13 protein-coding genes are annotated in these 15925 nt (G+C 59.8%); 3 read left to right on the forward strand and 10 right to left on the reverse strand.

Annotation, left to right across the window (positions count from 1 at the left end; genetic code table 11):
- Positions 1-2 precede the first annotated feature (2 nt).
- The 5 genes from IF10I1_RS07140 to IF10I1_RS07160 form a co-directional block, all read right to left on the reverse strand.
- Entirely contained in the window at positions 3-1040 is a 1038-nt protein-coding gene (locus IF10I1_RS07140; RefSeq protein ID WP_186392012.1) for a YcjF family protein, read from the reverse strand.
- The gene (locus tag IF10I1_RS07145; RefSeq protein ID WP_186392011.1) at positions 1037-2560 is read right to left on the reverse strand and encodes a YcjX family protein; all 1524 of its coding nucleotides are present in this window, start codon (positions 2558-2560) and stop codon (positions 1037-1039) included. Before IF10I1_RS07145 ends, IF10I1_RS07140 begins: the two co-directional genes overlap by 4 nt.
- A gap of 69 nt (positions 2561-2629) precedes the next feature.
- Positions 2630-3148, reverse strand: a complete 519-nt coding sequence (locus IF10I1_RS07150; protein ID WP_186392010.1) for a histidine phosphatase family protein — start codon at positions 3146-3148, stop codon at positions 2630-2632.
- A gap of 88 nt (positions 3149-3236) precedes the next feature.
- Positions 3237-3809: a hypothetical protein gene (locus IF10I1_RS07155; RefSeq protein ID WP_186392009.1), complete on the reverse strand. Its 573-nt coding sequence runs from the start codon at positions 3807-3809 to the stop codon at positions 3237-3239.
- A gap of 1 nt (position 3810) precedes the next feature.
- Positions 3811-4656 (reverse strand): MoxR family ATPase, encoded by an 846-nt coding sequence (locus tag IF10I1_RS07160; RefSeq protein ID WP_186392008.1) that lies wholly within the window; start codon positions 4654-4656, stop codon positions 3811-3813.
- A 129-nt stretch (positions 4657-4785) separates the two neighbouring features.
- Here IF10I1_RS07160 and IF10I1_RS07165 point away from each other — a divergent pair, with 129 nt between their 5' ends.
- From IF10I1_RS07165 to IF10I1_RS07175, 3 genes are all read left to right on the forward strand, one after another.
- On the forward strand, positions 4786-6267 hold the full coding sequence (locus IF10I1_RS07165; protein WP_208977184.1) for a flagellar hook protein FlgE: 1482 nt from the start codon (positions 4786-4788) through the stop codon (positions 6265-6267).
- A gap of 73 nt (positions 6268-6340) precedes the next feature.
- The gene (gene flgK, locus IF10I1_RS07170; protein WP_186392007.1) at positions 6341-8194 is read left to right on the forward strand and encodes a flagellar hook-associated protein FlgK; all 1854 of its coding nucleotides are present in this window, start codon (positions 6341-6343) and stop codon (positions 8192-8194) included.
- Between the two features lie 10 nt (positions 8195-8204).
- Positions 8205-9743 (forward strand): flagellar protein, encoded by a 1539-nt coding sequence (locus IF10I1_RS07175; RefSeq protein WP_186392006.1) that lies wholly within the window; start codon positions 8205-8207, stop codon positions 9741-9743.
- A 277-nt stretch (positions 9744-10020) separates the two neighbouring features.
- Here IF10I1_RS07175 and flaF read toward each other — a convergent pair whose 3' ends face one another.
- The 5 genes from flaF to IF10I1_RS07200 form a co-directional block, all read right to left on the reverse strand.
- Positions 10021-10395 (reverse strand): flagellar biosynthesis regulator FlaF, encoded by a 375-nt coding sequence (gene flaF / locus IF10I1_RS07180; protein ID WP_186392005.1) that lies wholly within the window; start codon positions 10393-10395, stop codon positions 10021-10023.
- A complete protein-coding gene (flbT, locus tag IF10I1_RS07185; protein ID WP_186392004.1) occupies positions 10337-10771 on the reverse strand; it encodes a flagellar biosynthesis repressor FlbT in 435 nt (144 codons plus the stop codon). Before flbT ends, flaF begins: the two co-directional genes overlap by 59 nt.
- Before the next feature lie 84 nt (positions 10772-10855).
- On the reverse strand, positions 10856-12358 hold the full coding sequence (locus IF10I1_RS07190) for a flagellin (RefSeq protein ID WP_186392003.1): 1503 nt from the start codon (positions 12356-12358) through the stop codon (positions 10856-10858).
- A gap of 264 nt (positions 12359-12622) precedes the next feature.
- Positions 12623-14140 (reverse strand): flagellin, encoded by a 1518-nt coding sequence (locus tag IF10I1_RS07195; RefSeq protein WP_186392002.1) that lies wholly within the window; start codon positions 14138-14140, stop codon positions 12623-12625.
- A 241-nt stretch (positions 14141-14381) separates the two neighbouring features.
- Positions 14382-15899: a flagellin gene (locus IF10I1_RS07200; protein WP_186392001.1), complete on the reverse strand. Its 1518-nt coding sequence runs from the start codon at positions 15897-15899 to the stop codon at positions 14382-14384.
- Positions 15900-15925: the final 26 nt, after the last annotated feature.

Here is a 15925-nt window from a genome sequence, read left to right on the forward strand (position 1 = left end):
GCTCATTCCGTCTTGCCGTCCTTCAGGTCCGCGCTGCTGCGGGTCAGTTCGGACAGGAAATCCGAAATGCGCGGGCCGCGCTGGCCGATGAAGGGGGCGGGGCGGCAAACGTCCGTTGCCGCAACGCCGATGCGGGCGGTCAGCAGGCCGTTGATGACGCCTTCGCCCAGCCGCGCCGAGAGCTTGGCGGCGAGGCCATGGCCCAGCACCTGCGAGACGAGGCTGTCGCCTGCCGCCATGCCGCCGGTGACGGCCAGATGCGTGCCCACCTGCCGGGCCAGGCGCAGGAAACCGGCGGTGCCGGGCCGCCCGCCATAAAGCGCGGAGAGGCGGCGGATGATGCGGATGTTTTCCGACAGCACCACGACGAGATCAAGCGCGGCCCGCGGGCTGACGGCGGTGATGACGGAGACGCGTTTGGCGCTGTCACTGACGATGCGCCGGGCGGCAGCATCCAGCGGCGCCAGGATCTCGCGTTCGGCCAGCACCACCAGATCGCGCCCGTCGATGACTTCGGCCATATGCGCCTTGAGCGCGGCGCGGCCACGGGCAGTCTCGGGCCGGTCTTTGTAGAGTTCGATCAGATCTGTCAGCGCGGCGCGGGCGGCCTTGGCGTCATCGGCCTCTGCTGCATCGGCCAGCGCCTGCCGCAGATGGGTGATGCGGGACAGGCGCATCAGGCCCATGATCTCCCGGACCGCCAGCCCGAGGAAACCGAGAACAGCCAGCACGGTGAGGGCAAGGCCCATCCAGCCCAGCCAGTCCGTGCGCGCGAAGAGGTCACGGATCAGGGCATCCACCGAGAGGCCGAGGGCGAGCATGGCAAGGCCGAAAAGGCCGCCCGCCAGCCAGCGGCCAAAGCGCAAGGGGGCCGAGCGTGGTTCGGCGGGCAGAAGGGCATCTTCCTCCGGCTCGCCGCTGGGCACGATGCGAGCCTCGTTGCGCAAGGGCGCGCCGAGCGAGCCATCGTCAAAGCGCACCCGCTCGTCATCAAGGCGGAAGGCCGTGGGGCGGCGGGGCTTGCGGGTCTCCTCGCTCATGCGATGCGGTCTCCGATCAGGAAGTTGAGCGCCCGGTCCAGCCGGATGTGGGGCAGGGACAGCGTCAGCCCTTCGGCAGTCCGCTCCAGATGCGGGGGGCGGAAGCGCACGAAGCGCAGGCCGTCTTCATGCGAAGATTCAAGACGTGCATGCGCTTCACGTTCTGATTCAGATTCAAGGCTCTGAACTCGCGCAGATTTTGATTCAAACGATTGGAAAAGTGATTCCGGATCTGATGGTAAGTCACCGGGAAACATGGCGATTTCGGTTTTCCCATCGAAGCTGTCACCGTTGACGCGCTCGCCCGGAAGCGGGGTGCCGAGGATGGCGGGAAGCTCTTCGCCGGCGTGGCGCACGGTGGCCTCGCGGGTCGCCCGGACGGCGGCGAGCGCCAGCACATCCACCTCGGCGCCGCTGAATTCGGCATGCTCGATGCCCCGCGTCACCAGCCGTTTCAGGATGGCTTCCAGCCGGTCGTGATCATCCCGGTGCAGGTGGTCGGCCTTGGTGGCGGCAAAGAGGATGCGGTCGATCCGGCGGGTGAGGATCGAGGCTAGCCAGCTTGCCTTGCCAGGACGGAAGGAGGTGAGAACCTGCCCCAGTGCCGTCTCCAGATCGCGCAGGGCATCGGGCCCCGCATTGAGTGCCTGCAGCGCATCCACCAGCACGATCTGCCGGTCGAGCCGTGCGAAGTGCTCGCGGAAGAAGGGCCGCACCACATGCTTGCGGTAGGCCTCGTAGCGGCGTTCCATCATGGCCCAGAGTGAGCCTGCCGGTGCTGCGCCGCTCTCCGGCAGGGCCAGCGGGGCGAAGGTGAGGGCGGGTGAGCCGTCAAGGTCGCCCGGCATCAGGAAGCGGCCCGGCGGCAGCATGGAGAGGGCGTGTTCTTCTGCCCGGCAGCCTGCGAGATAGGCGGTAAAGGCCCTGGCCAGCGCCCGCGCATCCGTTTCACTTTCAGGGGCTGCCGGGTCGTGCCGTGCCAGCTCCGAGAGATAAGGCAGGGCCACGGACGCACGGGCAGGCGAGCGGGCCAGCGTCATCGCTTCGGCACTGAACTGACGGTAGTCCTTCGTCAGCAGCGGCAGGTCCAGCAGCCATTCGCCGGGATAGTCGATGATGTCGAGATGCAGCTTGCCGCGCCCGAGCTTGCGGGTGATGAAGGACGCGGACTCATATTCGATGGTGAGCCGCAGCTCCGACACCTGCCGGGTTGACTGGGGCCAGATCCGCTCCTTCACCAGCGCGTCCACATGCGCCTCATAGTCGAAGCGCGGCACGGCATCGTCCGGCTGCGGCTGCAGCGACACGCGGGTGATGCGCCGCCCGGCTGCAGCATCGAACAGCGGCAGGCGCCCGCCATGCAGCAGATTATGGACGAGGGCGGTGATGAACACGGTCTTGCCGGCCCTTGCAAGGCCGGTGACGCCCAGCCGCAAGGTGGGCACGCCAAGACCGGATGCGCTCTCGGCAAGGTTCTCCAGCGCCAGAAGCGCCTCATCGGCAAGGGAAGAGAGTTTCATGTCTGTCCTGTGTCTCCGGCCTTCATATGGGAAGGCCGGATCCCTTGCGCAAATGCGCCGGCGAGCGGATCACTCCGGCAGAAGGCGCGGCTGGATGAAATGCTTCAGCGTGCAGCTCAGCGGCAGCAGACCGGACCAGGAGGGGGAAGGGCTTTCCAGCACCGCGAGGGTGCCGGTCGGGAACTTGGTTTCCAGCGCCGCCCAGCCGGTACCGGAGCCGGGAATGGCCAGTTCGCAGGCCGTGTCATGTGTGGCCGGATTGTGGGCGATCAGCATCAGGGTTTCCGCCTCGCCGCCCTCATCCCGCAGGAAGCTGATGTAATCGCTCTCGCTTGCCTCATAAATGCGGCGCGTCAGGCGGATTTCCATCTCATGGCCTAGTACGGGCAGCAGGGCCGCCAGCGTCATGCGGGTGCGCAGGGCGGTGGAACAGAGAATGAGATCCGGCTTGAGGCCTTCTTCTGCAATCCAGCGCGCCATCCGCCGTGCGGCATCCTCGCCCCGTGCATTGAGCGGGCGGTCATGATCCTGAAGCCCAGGCGTGCTCCAGTCGGATTTGGCATGGCGCAGAAGCAGCAGTCGCGGCAAGGGCGTGTCTCCGGTTGGCGTGTGTCGCGGCCATCCTGAGGGGTGCGGCGCCCTCTGGCAAGGCAGTCCTGTGGTTCCACGTAGGAAATCAGTTCTGTGCCTTCAGCATCTCCACCACCGCGTTGAAGGCTGGCTCGACGGCCTGTTCGTGGAAGGGCAGGGAATAATGGATCCAGACGGTGTAGTCGGCACTCTTGCCGGACATGGGCCACAGGGTCTCGCACAGCATCCGGCCCTCGCCGCCGCCCGTGGTGAAGGTGATGCCGCTGGCGGCAATGCCGGAAAGTGCAAGCTCCTTGTAGCCTGCCGCCTGATACCCGGACTTGAACTTGCCTGCCTCCCGCCGCGCCATGCCTTGCTGGAAGGCGCTGACCACTACCTGAATGCCGCCCGTTTCATCCACATAGATGCAACTGGCGACGCGGCTGTTGACGGTAGGCATCACCTTGGACCGGGTCAGCCCGCCCACTTCGTTGGGGCACCGGAAACCGGTGAAGTGGCGCATGCCCTGCGCATCGTTGATCCACCCGGCCTCGTATTCGTTCTGCACGGATGGTGCCGCGGTCTGGGCAGACGCAGGCAGGGCGGCGCAGGCAAAAGCCAGCGCGGCAGAAAGTGCCGCAACACGGCGCCAACCCGCAAAAGCCGCCCGGAAGGCCATATCAGCGCTGCTCCCGCCGGGCCATGAAGGCCAGCCGCTCGAACAGATGCACGTCCTGCTCGTTCTTGAGCAGGGCGCCATGCAGCGGCGGGACGAGCTTGCGCGGGTCGCGCTCGCGCAGCGCGTCAGCATCGATATCCTCATTGAGCAGCAGCTTGATCCAGTCGATCAGCTCGGAGGTCGAGGGCTTCTTCTTCAGGCCCGCCACGTCGCGGATGTCATAGAAGAGGTTCAGCGCCTCGCGCAGCAGCTTGTCCTTGAGGCCAGGGAAATGCACGGCAACGATTTCCGCCATGGTCTCCCGGTCCGGGAAACGGATGTAGTGGAAGAAGCAGCGGCGCAGGAAGGCGTCCGGCAGATCCTTCTCGTTGTTGGAGGTGATGATCACCACGGGCCGCTGGCGGGCCTTCACCACTTCGCCGGTCTCGTAGACGAAGAACTCCATCCGGTCGAGTTCCTGCAGGAGATCATTGGGGAACTCGATGTCGGCCTTGTCGATTTCGTCGATGAGCAGCACCGGCTTCACCGGGCTTTCAAAGGCCTCCCACAGCTTGCCCTTGCGGATGTAATTGCGGATGTCGCGCACCCGCTCATCGCCCAGCTGGCTGTCGCGCAGGCGGGAGACGGCGTCATATTCGTAAAGGCCCTGCTGCGCCTTGGTGGTGGACTTGACGTGCCATTCCAGCAGCGGCGCACCAAGAGCTCTGGCGACCTCATGGGCGAGAACGGTCTTGCCCGTGCCCGGTTCCCCCTTCACCAGCAGCGGCCGCTCCAGCGCCACCGCCGCATTGACCGCAACCCGCAGGTCGTCCGTGGCGATGTAATCCCGTGTTCCCTCAAAGCGCATGCGTGCCTCGCAAACTGACTGTTGCGGGCAGAGTAGGGGGGCGCCCGTCCCCATGCAAGCCTTGCCGGGCAGGGACGGAATTGCCGGTTGCGCCCGGCAGTTTCTTCCCTTCCCGGCAGGAAAGTTCCGGTGATTTTCTATTCCGGAAACAGTGGTCAGAAAAAATATGAAATAAAAACAGTCACTTATGTTTCTGACTGGAAATGGCACGGCCTTTGCCAAGTCAGGGCAGGAAAAACCTTCGGGTTCCAGTGCTCACGAGGATTCAAAATGGGTATTTACGGGGCTATCAACGCAGCGATTTCGGGATTGTCGGCTCAGTCCAGAGCGCTGGAGAACATCTCCGGCAACGTTGCCAACTCTCAGACCGTGGGCTTCAAGCGCCTTGACACCACCTTCTCGGAAATGGTTGCCGGTGGCGGTGGCGGTACCCAGGCCAAGCAGCAGAGCGGCACCACCGCAGCGACCTCGCGCGCGACCAACACGGTGGCTGGCCCGATCGTTCAGGCTCAGGTTGATACCTATATGGCAATCAATGGATCTGGCTATTTCGTGGTTACCCAAGCCTCTGATGTGGTGGACGGAAAGACGACTTTTGCCAATACTCAGTATTTTACCCGTGCTGGCGACTTCGAGCGTGATCAGTCTGGTTATCTCGTCAACAGCTCGGGCTATTACTTAATGGGTTTTCCGCTGGATCCGCTGACGGGCAACGCCATTGGTGATGCGCCTTCGGTGATCCAGATTGACGATAAACCGATGCCGTCAAAGGGGACGACGGAGGTGAGCTATCAGGCGAACTTGCCGACTTTCCCGAAAACCAATCGCGCGGTGGCTGCGGGTAATGTTGCTGGCAGTCAACGTCTCGACCCTGCAATTACTGTTGGTGACCCTATCGCCACTGGTCAAGAAACAGCTTTCCTGAATTCTTCAATTTCAGGCGGGTCCAAGACAGTTTATGATCAAAATGGTGCGCCTATAAACGTTTCGCTACGATGGGCATTGACTGATGAAACCACGAGAACGTGGAGCTTGTATTATTCTAACCCGGATGCTGCGGGCGACCCTTGGCTGCATGCAGGCCAAGTAAGCTTTGATGTATCTGGCGCCAACGCTACACCTACCAGTTTTACAATCCCGGCCCTGACCGCTCCGACTAGTCCTGCGGGGGACATTGAACTGTCCTTCGATAATGGCACATTGACCCAGTTTAACGATGCAGGTGGTCTGGTCAGCAGTTTGGATATCCAGCAGAACGGTTATCCGGCAGGTCAGATCGTGAGCCTGTCGATCGACGAGGCCGGCCGGATTACGGCGTCCTACTCGAACAATCAGCAGCGTCCGGTATTCGAGATCCCGATTGCGACCTTCAAGGCCGAGCAGAATCTGCGCCGCGTCGACGGTGCAGCCTTCGCCGCCACCCCGACGTCTGGGGAGCCAAAATTCGGTGAAGGCGGTGCGGTTCTCGCCAATAACCTCGAATCGTCGAACTCGGACATCGCGACCGAGTTTTCCAAGCTGATCATCACCCAGCAGGCCTATTCGGCCAACTCCAAGGTCATCACCTCCTCGGACAAGATGCTGACCGATGCTCTCAACATGATCCGCTGATCAGGCTGACTGATCTTGCAGGCGGCGCCCAGGAAGGTGCGCCGCCGCTTCCAAAGGACTTCGGAGGCGTGAAATGGGTCTGACTTCGGCGCTGAATACGGCATTGTTCGGTCTGAACTTCAATCAGAAGCAGATCGACCTGACTGCGGCCAATGTGGCCAATGCCAAGACCGAAGGCTATACGGCCAAGCGGATCACGGCCAATGTCTATTTCGACAATGGGGGCAATGTCTCCGGCATCTTGTCGAGTGACATCAAGCGGCAGGTCAATGAATCCATCCAGATGGCCTACTGGAACAGCCGTGCAGACACGGCCTATTCCACCACCAAGGCCAGCTATACGGAGCGGATGGACGCCACTCTCGGGACGCTCGCGGATGCCGGGTCGCTGCCCTCGCTGATGTCCAAGCTCAACACGTCTCTGGCTTCGCTTGTGACGTCTCCCGACAGCTATGCCGCCCGGCAGGATGTTCTCAGCACGGCCAACCTTATGGCCAAGGAGCTGAATTCGACCTACCGCGTCTTTGAAGACATGCGCAAGGAGGCGGACCGGACCATTGCCTCGCAGGTGGGCGAGGTCAATCAGTTGCTGAAGCAGCTGCAGGACATCGAAGCCAAGATATACAAGTCCCAGACTGCAGGCGTCTCCGAGGTTTCCCTGCTGGACGAGCGCGACCGCTATCTCGAACAGCTCAGCGGCTACCTGGATATCCGGATCAGCAAGGGCGACAACAACACGGTCAACATCACCACAAACAATGGTGAGTCCCTGTTTCAGGACGGCAAGGCCTCGACATTGAGCTTCACGCCGGCCAGCACTCTTCTGCCTGGACAGTCCGGCAACCAGATCACCTTGAGAGCTCCCGGTGGCCTTACGCAGGACCTGTCCAGAACGTCCAGCTCTGGCTCGCTGATGGCTCTGGTTGATCTGCGCGACAACACACTTGTCGAGGCACAGGCGCAGCTGGATGAAATTGCCTCGCAGCTTTCCCTCGCGTTCTCCAACGTGGATGTGGCCGGCACTGCGACCACTGTCGCCCCCGAAAGCGGGTTCACGCTTGATGTTTCGGGCCTTCAGCCTGGCAACACGGTGTCTCTCAGCTACCGGGACTCTGGCGGTGTTCAGCGTAATGTGACCTTCGTTGCTGTCCGGGATCCGGCGCTGCTGCCGCTGGATCCCAACGTCACGGCCGATCCTTCCGACACGGTTTTCGGCATCGACATTTCGAGCGGTGATCCTGCCAACTACATCACCCAGATGATTGCAGCGCTCGGCGCGACGGATCTGGATGTCGCCAACAATGGCTCGGACCAGCTGCGCATTCTGGGCGATACGGGGACCAACACATCCGTCACGTCGCTGAAGGCAAATGTGACGGTCACCGGCAGTTCCAATCAAGGCCTGGGTCTTGCGCTCTTCACGGACGGCAGGGCAGGCGAGGCGCTTTACACCGGTGCGCTGGAGTCGGGCGGGCAGAAGACCGGCTATGCCCGGTCGATCATGCTCAATTCGGAACTGCCCAAGGATGCTTCCAAGCTGGTGATCTATGAGACCACGCCGGTCAGCAACTCCGAAAAGGACAGCAGCCGTCCGCAGTTTCTGGCCGATGCGATCAGCAAGACGAACTTCTTCTTCTCCTCGTCGACCGGACTGGGAACCGAGGGCTCGCCGTTCCGCGGGTCGGTCTCCGATTTCGTCAATCAGGTTGTCGCCTATCAGGGTGAGCAGGCCCAGACCAGCAAGCAGGCCGCCGCATCCCACACGGCTCTGACCCAAAACCTGGCGATCCGGCATGAGGAAGAATATTCGGTCGATGTCGATGCAGAGCTTGGGTTCCTGATCCAGCTGCAGAATGCCTACACGTCGAATGCCCGGGTGCTCAAGGCGGCCCGGGAGATGTTTGAAACGCTGTTGAACTCGGTCTAAGGGGCAGGCAATGGGTATCAGTACGATCACCACATCCAGAGGCTACCTGACGCAGCAGCTTAACAGCCTGAGTTCAGCGCTGACGGAAAAGACATCCCAGCTTGCGTCCGGCAAGGTGTCCACCACCTATGGTGGCGTCGGCAGTCAACGCCTCTTGAGCATGGAGTTGAAGCAGAAGGCACAACGGATCGAAGCCTATGAGGAAACGATCACCATGAGCCGGCTGCACATCAAGACGCTCAATCTCAATCTTCAGCGGCTGGAAGCGCTGCGGATCGAGAGCAAGGCGACGATGGATCTGAACAATTTTCAGCTTCAGGCGGATGGCCAGACAAGCACGCAGGCAACGGCGGAGATCTTGCTGGCCGAAACGATCGGCCTGCTGAATGCCGAGGTCGCCGGGCATTATCTGTTTGGCGGCAGCGATGCGAACACCAATCCCGTTCTCGAAATGTCGCAGATCCTCAACGGCGCTGATGGAAAGGCTGGCCTGAAACAGGTGATGAACGAGTATTGGCTGGCCAACCAGGGGCCTGCTGGCAGCGAGGGGCGCCTAACGGTGTCTCCGCTGAACACGGTTCTGGCGGGCGGCGTTCCGGTCAGCGCTGACTTTTCGATTTCGGAAGACGGAGCCCATAACTTCGGTTTCGACATTTCTGCCGTCACCTCGAATCTCTCGAACATGACCCTGACGGCACCCACGGGCGCTGACCCGGACAGCTTCGCGGTCGAGTTCACCGGGCAGCCGCAACCGGGGGAGACGATTTCGATCGAGCTGGCGCTTCCGCCTGACGGTGGCAAGTCGGTCAAGATCGAACTTAAAGCGACGGTTTCAGGCGCCAAGACCGGTGAGTTCACCATCGGGGCTGATCTTGCTGAAACAGCAGACAATCTGCGCACGGCGATTCAGGACGCTATCAAGGAGCAGACAGCAACCTCCTTGCGTGCTGCTTCGGACACCTGGGCGTCCGGCGAGTTCTTTGACACCTTTGGCGGTAAGATACCGAACCGGGTTGATGGGCCTCCGTTTGATACCGCGACCGGATTGGTTTCCGGGGCCGGGACGACGACAAACTGGTACGTTGGCGAAAACCTGCCGACCACGGATCCGCGCCAGGACAAGATTGCAGCCGTTGATGACAACCTGCGCCTGGGCTACGGGGTGCGGGCAAACGAGCAAGGCCTGACGGATGTGGTCAAGACGCTTGCTACGTTCATTGCTGCAGATTTTTCAGGTGGTACGCCGTCGGATGAAAAATACTATTCCGAACTTGCCACCAGCATGAAGAACATTCTTCAGCCTGAAAGGACGGACCGGTCCGGTATCGTTGATATCACGACCGAAATCGCCGTGGCTTTCAAGTCAATCGAGTTTACGGCCGAGCGCCATCAGATCCGTAAGTCTGGCTATCTGTCGACTGTGGACCAGATTGAGGGGGTCGACAAGGAGCTTCTGGCCGTGGAGATCCTGCAGCTGAAGACCAATATCGAGGCGTCCTACCGCGCCTCGTCCATTGTGCTGAAGCTGTCACTGGCTGATTACATCTGATACCCCTCTCAATGAGCCTGACTCATTGTGGGGCAAGCCCGTGCGGCGTCTGAGCAATCTCAAGGGGCGATGCGTCAGCATCGGAGCACTTGGTATGACGGCGCATCGTTGTGATCGAACAGGCCGCTGACCGGGGTAACCGGCGGCGGCTTTCTTTTTGCGCGCCGTGGGAGAGGCGTTGTCTTCGTGCAAGATACGAAAAAGCCGCCTTGGCGGCGGCTTGAATATGCGCTGTCATATCACGGGGTGACAAGAGCAGGGCTCTTGCTCCGGGCCTTCACTCCGGCCGGGCGCGCAGGCCTTCCGCGATGCTTCTGTTTATGGAAATAAGCGTATTCAGCTTATCCGGGTGCGGATCCGCCATGAGCGCCATCGTGTGCTTGAAAATGAAGATACCAAGTGACGCAATGTTGCTCTTGATTTGATCCGGAAGAGGGTTCTCCGGATTGGTCACAGATGTAACCAGAATGGTCCAGAGCTTGCGGTTGTAGGTGAGTGCATCATCGATCTCGGCGAGCGAAGAGCTCTCCCACTCATCCTGGACGAGCTGTAGACGGGCTGCTGCTTTCATCAGCAGGGTTGCCTCGAGCTCCCTAGGGGAGACGGCTACCTGGCTCGTCTTCTGGTACGCTTGCGCTGCCTGCTTGTACATGACCGATGAGCGTCCTCTCGTACTCGATAAGCTTCTTCGCTTCTTTTAGCGCCTTATAAAAGGCGCCAGCCAATATCGAGTTACTGATCTTGGTAATATAAGGTATCGTACTTGGTGCCGCTAGTATTATGTCATTCACCAAGCTGAAGTAATTATCCTCGATCTTTTCGATATCCTTGGACAGATACATCAGCTGCACAGCAAGATAGATACGCTTGGCCGGCGAGTCTGCTGTGGCTGGCGTCAGAATATCCTTTTCCCGGAGAATTGGTGCCTGACCCTCTATGAAAAGGCGTGTGCGCTGATTGTCATTGGTGATGATGCTGTCGCCAACGATAATCCGTTCACCCGGCTTCAGCTCAACCTTGAGAGCCATGCGCAATCTCCGAAAAACAGCATCGCCCAGAAACACTCACCAAAGAGTTAACGAATGCTGACAAAACCTTAACTTGCCTCAGTCTTAGAAAAGGCTGAGCACGCTTTGATCGGCCTGGTTCGCCAGAGAGAGCGCAGTGGAAGAGAGCTGTTGCCGGGTCTGCAGAGCCAGCATGTTCGCGCCTTCCTCGTTCATGTTGGCGATCGTCAGGGAGCCAGCACCCACTTCGAGGGTGTTGACGAGCTGCGTCGTGAACTTCTGCCGCACTTCAACCGTCGAAAGGCTGGTGCCGAAGGATGACGCGGTTGAGCGGAGGGTTGCGAGGGCCCCGTTGATGGCCTGCAGCGTGCGCTCGATATCCGTATCATCCTTGAAATCGGAGTCTGTGGCCTGCAGTTTTACGGTGCCATCTGTCGTTGCCAGCGCCGTAATGTTGAAGTCGTTGTTGGAGCTCTTGATGTCGAAAGAGATGTCACCAACCAAACTGATCTGGCCGGCCGAAAAGCCCGCCTTCAAGCCTTTGACGCTGTTGAGCAGCTTAACAAGATCGTCAGCAGTCGTATTGGCGGTGACTTCGAGTGAGGCGGCTTCATAGCCATTGCCGTCTACGACCTTGAGAACATCGCCGACCTTGTAGCTGCCCGACGACACAAGCTTTGAATCGGCCGTCATTGAAGCGGCGGTCAAAGTGGTCGTGCCCGTTCCGATGCCACCGTTCGTGGCGGTGCCGCCACCGGCGGCGTCCTTGGAGATCGTCAGGTTGAGCCCCACTCCGAGGCCGGAGGTGACGGTGATCTGGTCGGTCACTTCATCGAAGCTGGCCTTGATGCCCCCGAGGTCGTTGAGGGCGTTGACATAATCCTGGACGGTCCGGATCTGTCCGGGCCCGCTGCCGACAGTGAAGGTTCTGGTGGTGACGCCATCCGACACGGAGACCACATCACCCGCTGACCACTGGGCCAGATCCGTCAGTTCTGACGAGGCCTGGAGCCCGGTCAGAGACAGGGTTGTGGAGCCTCCGGACAGAGCAAAGGAAGCGGTCGCACCCGAGCCTGTTGCTAGGTCACTCAACGCCAGCCCCTCCTCGAGAGAGGCTTTCGTGAAGTCGACCGGCGATATCTTCATCTTGGACGTGCTGTCCTCGTTGAAGAGGATCGAGAGATCATTGCCCTCTCCGGCCAGTAGATTCTTGCCCTTGTAGGAGCTGTCTTTGGCCATGTCCTCGATTTGTCTCAGGACACCGTTGTAACGCTCTGCGTAGATCTTGCGTTCATATTCGCTCTGGGTCTGCAGGGCCTGATTGGCGATGGCCTTTGCTGACTCCACCAGCTTTGTGATCGACGTGATACCAGTGTCTGCCGATTTGAGTGTCTGGACGGCCTGCCCCATGTTGTCGAGCAGGTTGCTCAGATCCTTTGCCCGGTCATTCAAGCCAGCGGCCGTAAAATATGAGTTGGGATTGTCGAGGGCCGAGTTGACTTTCAGGCCTGTCGCCAGACGGTTTTGCGTCCTGGACATGAGGTCCGCAGTGTTCTTGAGCGAGAGCAGGTTATCCCTGACGGCGCTGGAAAGGACAATGTCGCTCATGGCTTGCTCACCGGTCTCTACGTGGGATGCGACTTAACACCCCGCTCACATGATTTGATCCCAATCATTAACGAAAAGTAAATCCAATTTGCACCTGTTAAGATTTTGGTCATGAAGGTTACCAAGTGATTTCTTTTAACCGATTGGATTGAAACGGAAAAATTAATGTCTACGGATTGGCTGAGAGTATGGAAAAGCAAAAGGCCGGGCGATTGGCCCGGCCTTTTCTGATTGTCAGGTTGTGAGTCGTGCGTGAGCTGATTCTTAGAACAGGGACAGCACGGTCTGGTCCGCCTGGGATGCGAAGGACAGCGAGGTCGACGCAAGCTGCTGGCGGGTCTGCAGGGCGAGAAGGTTTGCGCCTTCCTCGTTGGTGTCGGCGAGGGTCAGCTTGCCGGCGCCTTCCTGCAGGGTGTTGATCATCGACTTGGTGTAGTCCTGCCGGATCTGCACCGTCGACAGGTTGGTGCCGAACTCCGAGGCCTGCGCGCGCAGTACCGAGAGGGCATTGTTCAGCTTGTCGATGGTCTGGTTGATGGCCTCGTCAGTGGCAAAGCCGGATTCGACAGCGGCAACCACGTTGACCCCATCAGTATCCGCCGTAAAGTTCGTTGCTGCAAAGTTCGCGTTGGTGCTCTTCAAGTTGAGAGACACGTCGCTTTCGATGGTCAGCTTGCCAGTGCCGGTGTTGAACGATGCATTCACGCCATTGAAGCGCTTGATGAAATCCGTCAGATCCTTGACCGAAGTCTTATCCGTCACTTCCAGCGAGCCCAACTCATAGCCATTGCCGTCCGTCAGGGTCAGAATGTCCTCAACCTTGAACGAGCCGGAATCCTTCAGCAGCTGCGACCCTGCGGTGAAGTTGGCGGCACTGACGCTGATCAGGTCGGTCGGAGCTGGTGTTGCAGCACTGCCGTTCGTGTTGTGCAGGAAAACGTTGTCGTTCGAAATGATCGAAAGGGAACCGGTCTTTTCATCGAATTCCGCACGCACGCCAGCCACGCCATTGATCTGGTCGACCAGACTTTGCATCGTTGTGTTGGCACCGATGGTGATGTTGGTGTAACCGGCTACGCCCGCACCGCCGCCACTGGCTGCAGTGCGCAGCTGCAGTACGTCACCCACAGCAAGTCCGGTGGCATCCGACAGCAGTGAGCCAGACGACAGAGCGTCACCGCTGGCGTTCACGAAGGTTGCAGAAGCTTTGCCGCCTTCCAACTGCAGCGAGGTTGCGCCGCCCTTGGCCTGAGCCAGATCCTGCAGGTTCAGGCCCGTCGACAAGGTCGTGTCGGTGTAGTTGACAGCCGTTACAGTCAGCTTCGAGGTGTTGTCCTCGTTGAAGATGGCGGTCAGGTTGTTGCCTTCGCCTGCCAGCAGGTTCTTGCCCTTGTAGGAGCTGTCCTTGGCCATGTCCTCGATCTGCTTGAGCAGATTGTTGTACTGCTTGGCGTATTGGGCGCGCTCATACTGGCTCTGGGTCTGCAGGGCCTGGTTGGCTTTGGCCTTTGCCGTTTCCGTCAGCTTGGTGATGTTGGTGATGCCCTGATCGGCAGCCTTCATCGTCTGCACGACCTGGCCCATGTCATCGAGCAGGGTGCTCAGGTCCTTGGCACGGTTGTTGAGGCCGGAAGCGGTGAAGAAGGAGTTCGGATTGTCGAGCGCCGAGTTGACCTTCTTGCCGGTCGCGAGCTTGTTCTGCACGCCCGACATGAAATCGGCAGTCTGCTGCAGGGTGAGCAGGTTTTGCCGTACGGCGGCGGACAGAGTGATATCAGCCATCTATGTGTCCCTTTCCTGGGTCCATCAAGTTCATCCGCTCGTCCTGAGCGGGATAGGCCGATCATGATTTGGTAACCTTAACAGATGGTTAAAAATTGCATGATGCTCGTTAATGTTTACTGTCTGGTCAGAAATGGCAGGCGGACGCAGCGCAAGCTACCGGTTGAGGATACGCAAAAGGCCGGGCGATTGGCCCGGCCTTTTCTGATTGTCAGGTTGTGAGTCGTGCGTGAACTGATTCTTAGAACAGGCGCAGCACGGTCTGGTCCGCCTGGGATGCGAAGGACAGCGAGGTCGACGCAAGCTGCTGGCGGGTCTGCAGGGCGAGAAGGTTTGCGCCTTCCTCGTTGGTGTCGGCGAGGGTCAGCCTTCCTGCGCCTTCCTGCAGGTTGTTGATCATCGACTTGGTGTAGTCCTGACGGATCTGCACCGTCGACAGGTTGGTGCCGAATTCGGAAGCCTGCGAGCGCAGGGTGGAGAGAGCATTGTTCAGGCGCTCGATAGTTTGGTTGATGTCGGTATCGGATGCAAAGCCTGATTCCACAGCTGCTGTCACATTGACGCCGTCAGTATCCGCCGTGAAGGCCGTCGCCGCAAAGTCCGCGTTGGTGCTCTTCAGGTTGAGAGACACGTCGCTTTCGATGGTCAGCTTGCCAGTGCCGGTGTTGAACGATGCATTCACGCCATTGAAGCGCTTGATGAAATCGGTCAGATCCTTGACCGAAGTCTTATCCGTCACTTCCAGCGAGCCCAACTCATAGCCATTGCCGTCCGTCAGGGTCAGAATGTCCTCAACCTTGAACGAGCCGGAATCCTTCAGCAGCTGCGACCCTGCGGTGAAGTTGGCGGCACTGACGCTGATCAGGTCGGTCGGAGCTGGTGTTGCAGCACTGCCGTTCGTGTTGTGCAGGAAAACGTTGTCGTTCGAAATGATCGACAGGGAACCGGTCTTTTCATCGAATTCCGCACGCACGCCAGCCACGCCATCAATCTGGTTCACCAGGTCCTGCACCGTGGTGTTGGCACCGATGGTGATGTTGGTGTAACCGGCTACGCCCGCACCGCCGCCACTGGCTGCAGTGCGCAGCTGCAGTACGTCACCCACAGCAAGTCCGGTGGCATCCGACAGCAGTGAGCCAGACGACAGAGCGTCACCGCTGGCGTTCACGAAGGTTGCAGAAGCTTTGCCGCCTTCGAGCTGCAGCGAAGCCGCGCCGCCCTTGGCCTGTGCCAGATCCTGCAGGTTCAGGCCCGTCGACAGGGTCGTGTCGGTGTAGTCGACAGCCTTGACGGTCAGCTTCGAGGTGTTGTCCTCGTTGAAGATGGCGGTCAGGTCGTTGCCGCCGCCTGCCAGCAGGTTCTTGCCCTTGTAGGAGCTGTCCTTGGCCATGTCCTCGATCTGCTTGAGCAGATCGTTGTACTGCTTGGCGTATTGGGCGCGCTCATACTGGCTCTGAGTCTGCAGGGCCTGGTTGGCTTTGGCCTTGGCGCTTTCCGTCAGCTTGGTGATGTTGGTGATGCCCTGATCGGCAGCCTTCATCGTCTGCACGACCTGGCCCATGTCATCGAGCAGGGTGCTCAGGTCCTTGGCACGGTTGTTGAGGCCGGAGGCGGTGAAGAAGGAGTTCGGATTGTCGAGTGCCGAGTTGACCTTCTTGCCGGTCGCGAGCTTGTTCTGCACGCCCGACATGAAATCGGCAGTCTGCTGCAGGGTGAGCAGGTTTTGCCGTACGGCGGCGGACAGGGTGATATCAGCCATCTAGTATCCCTTTCCTGGGTCCAGCA

Origin of the sequence: Pannonibacter sp. I15F10I1 (genome assembly GCF_900185665.1) — a bacterium.
GTDB lineage: Bacteria > Pseudomonadota > Alphaproteobacteria > Rhizobiales > Stappiaceae > Pannonibacter > Pannonibacter indicus.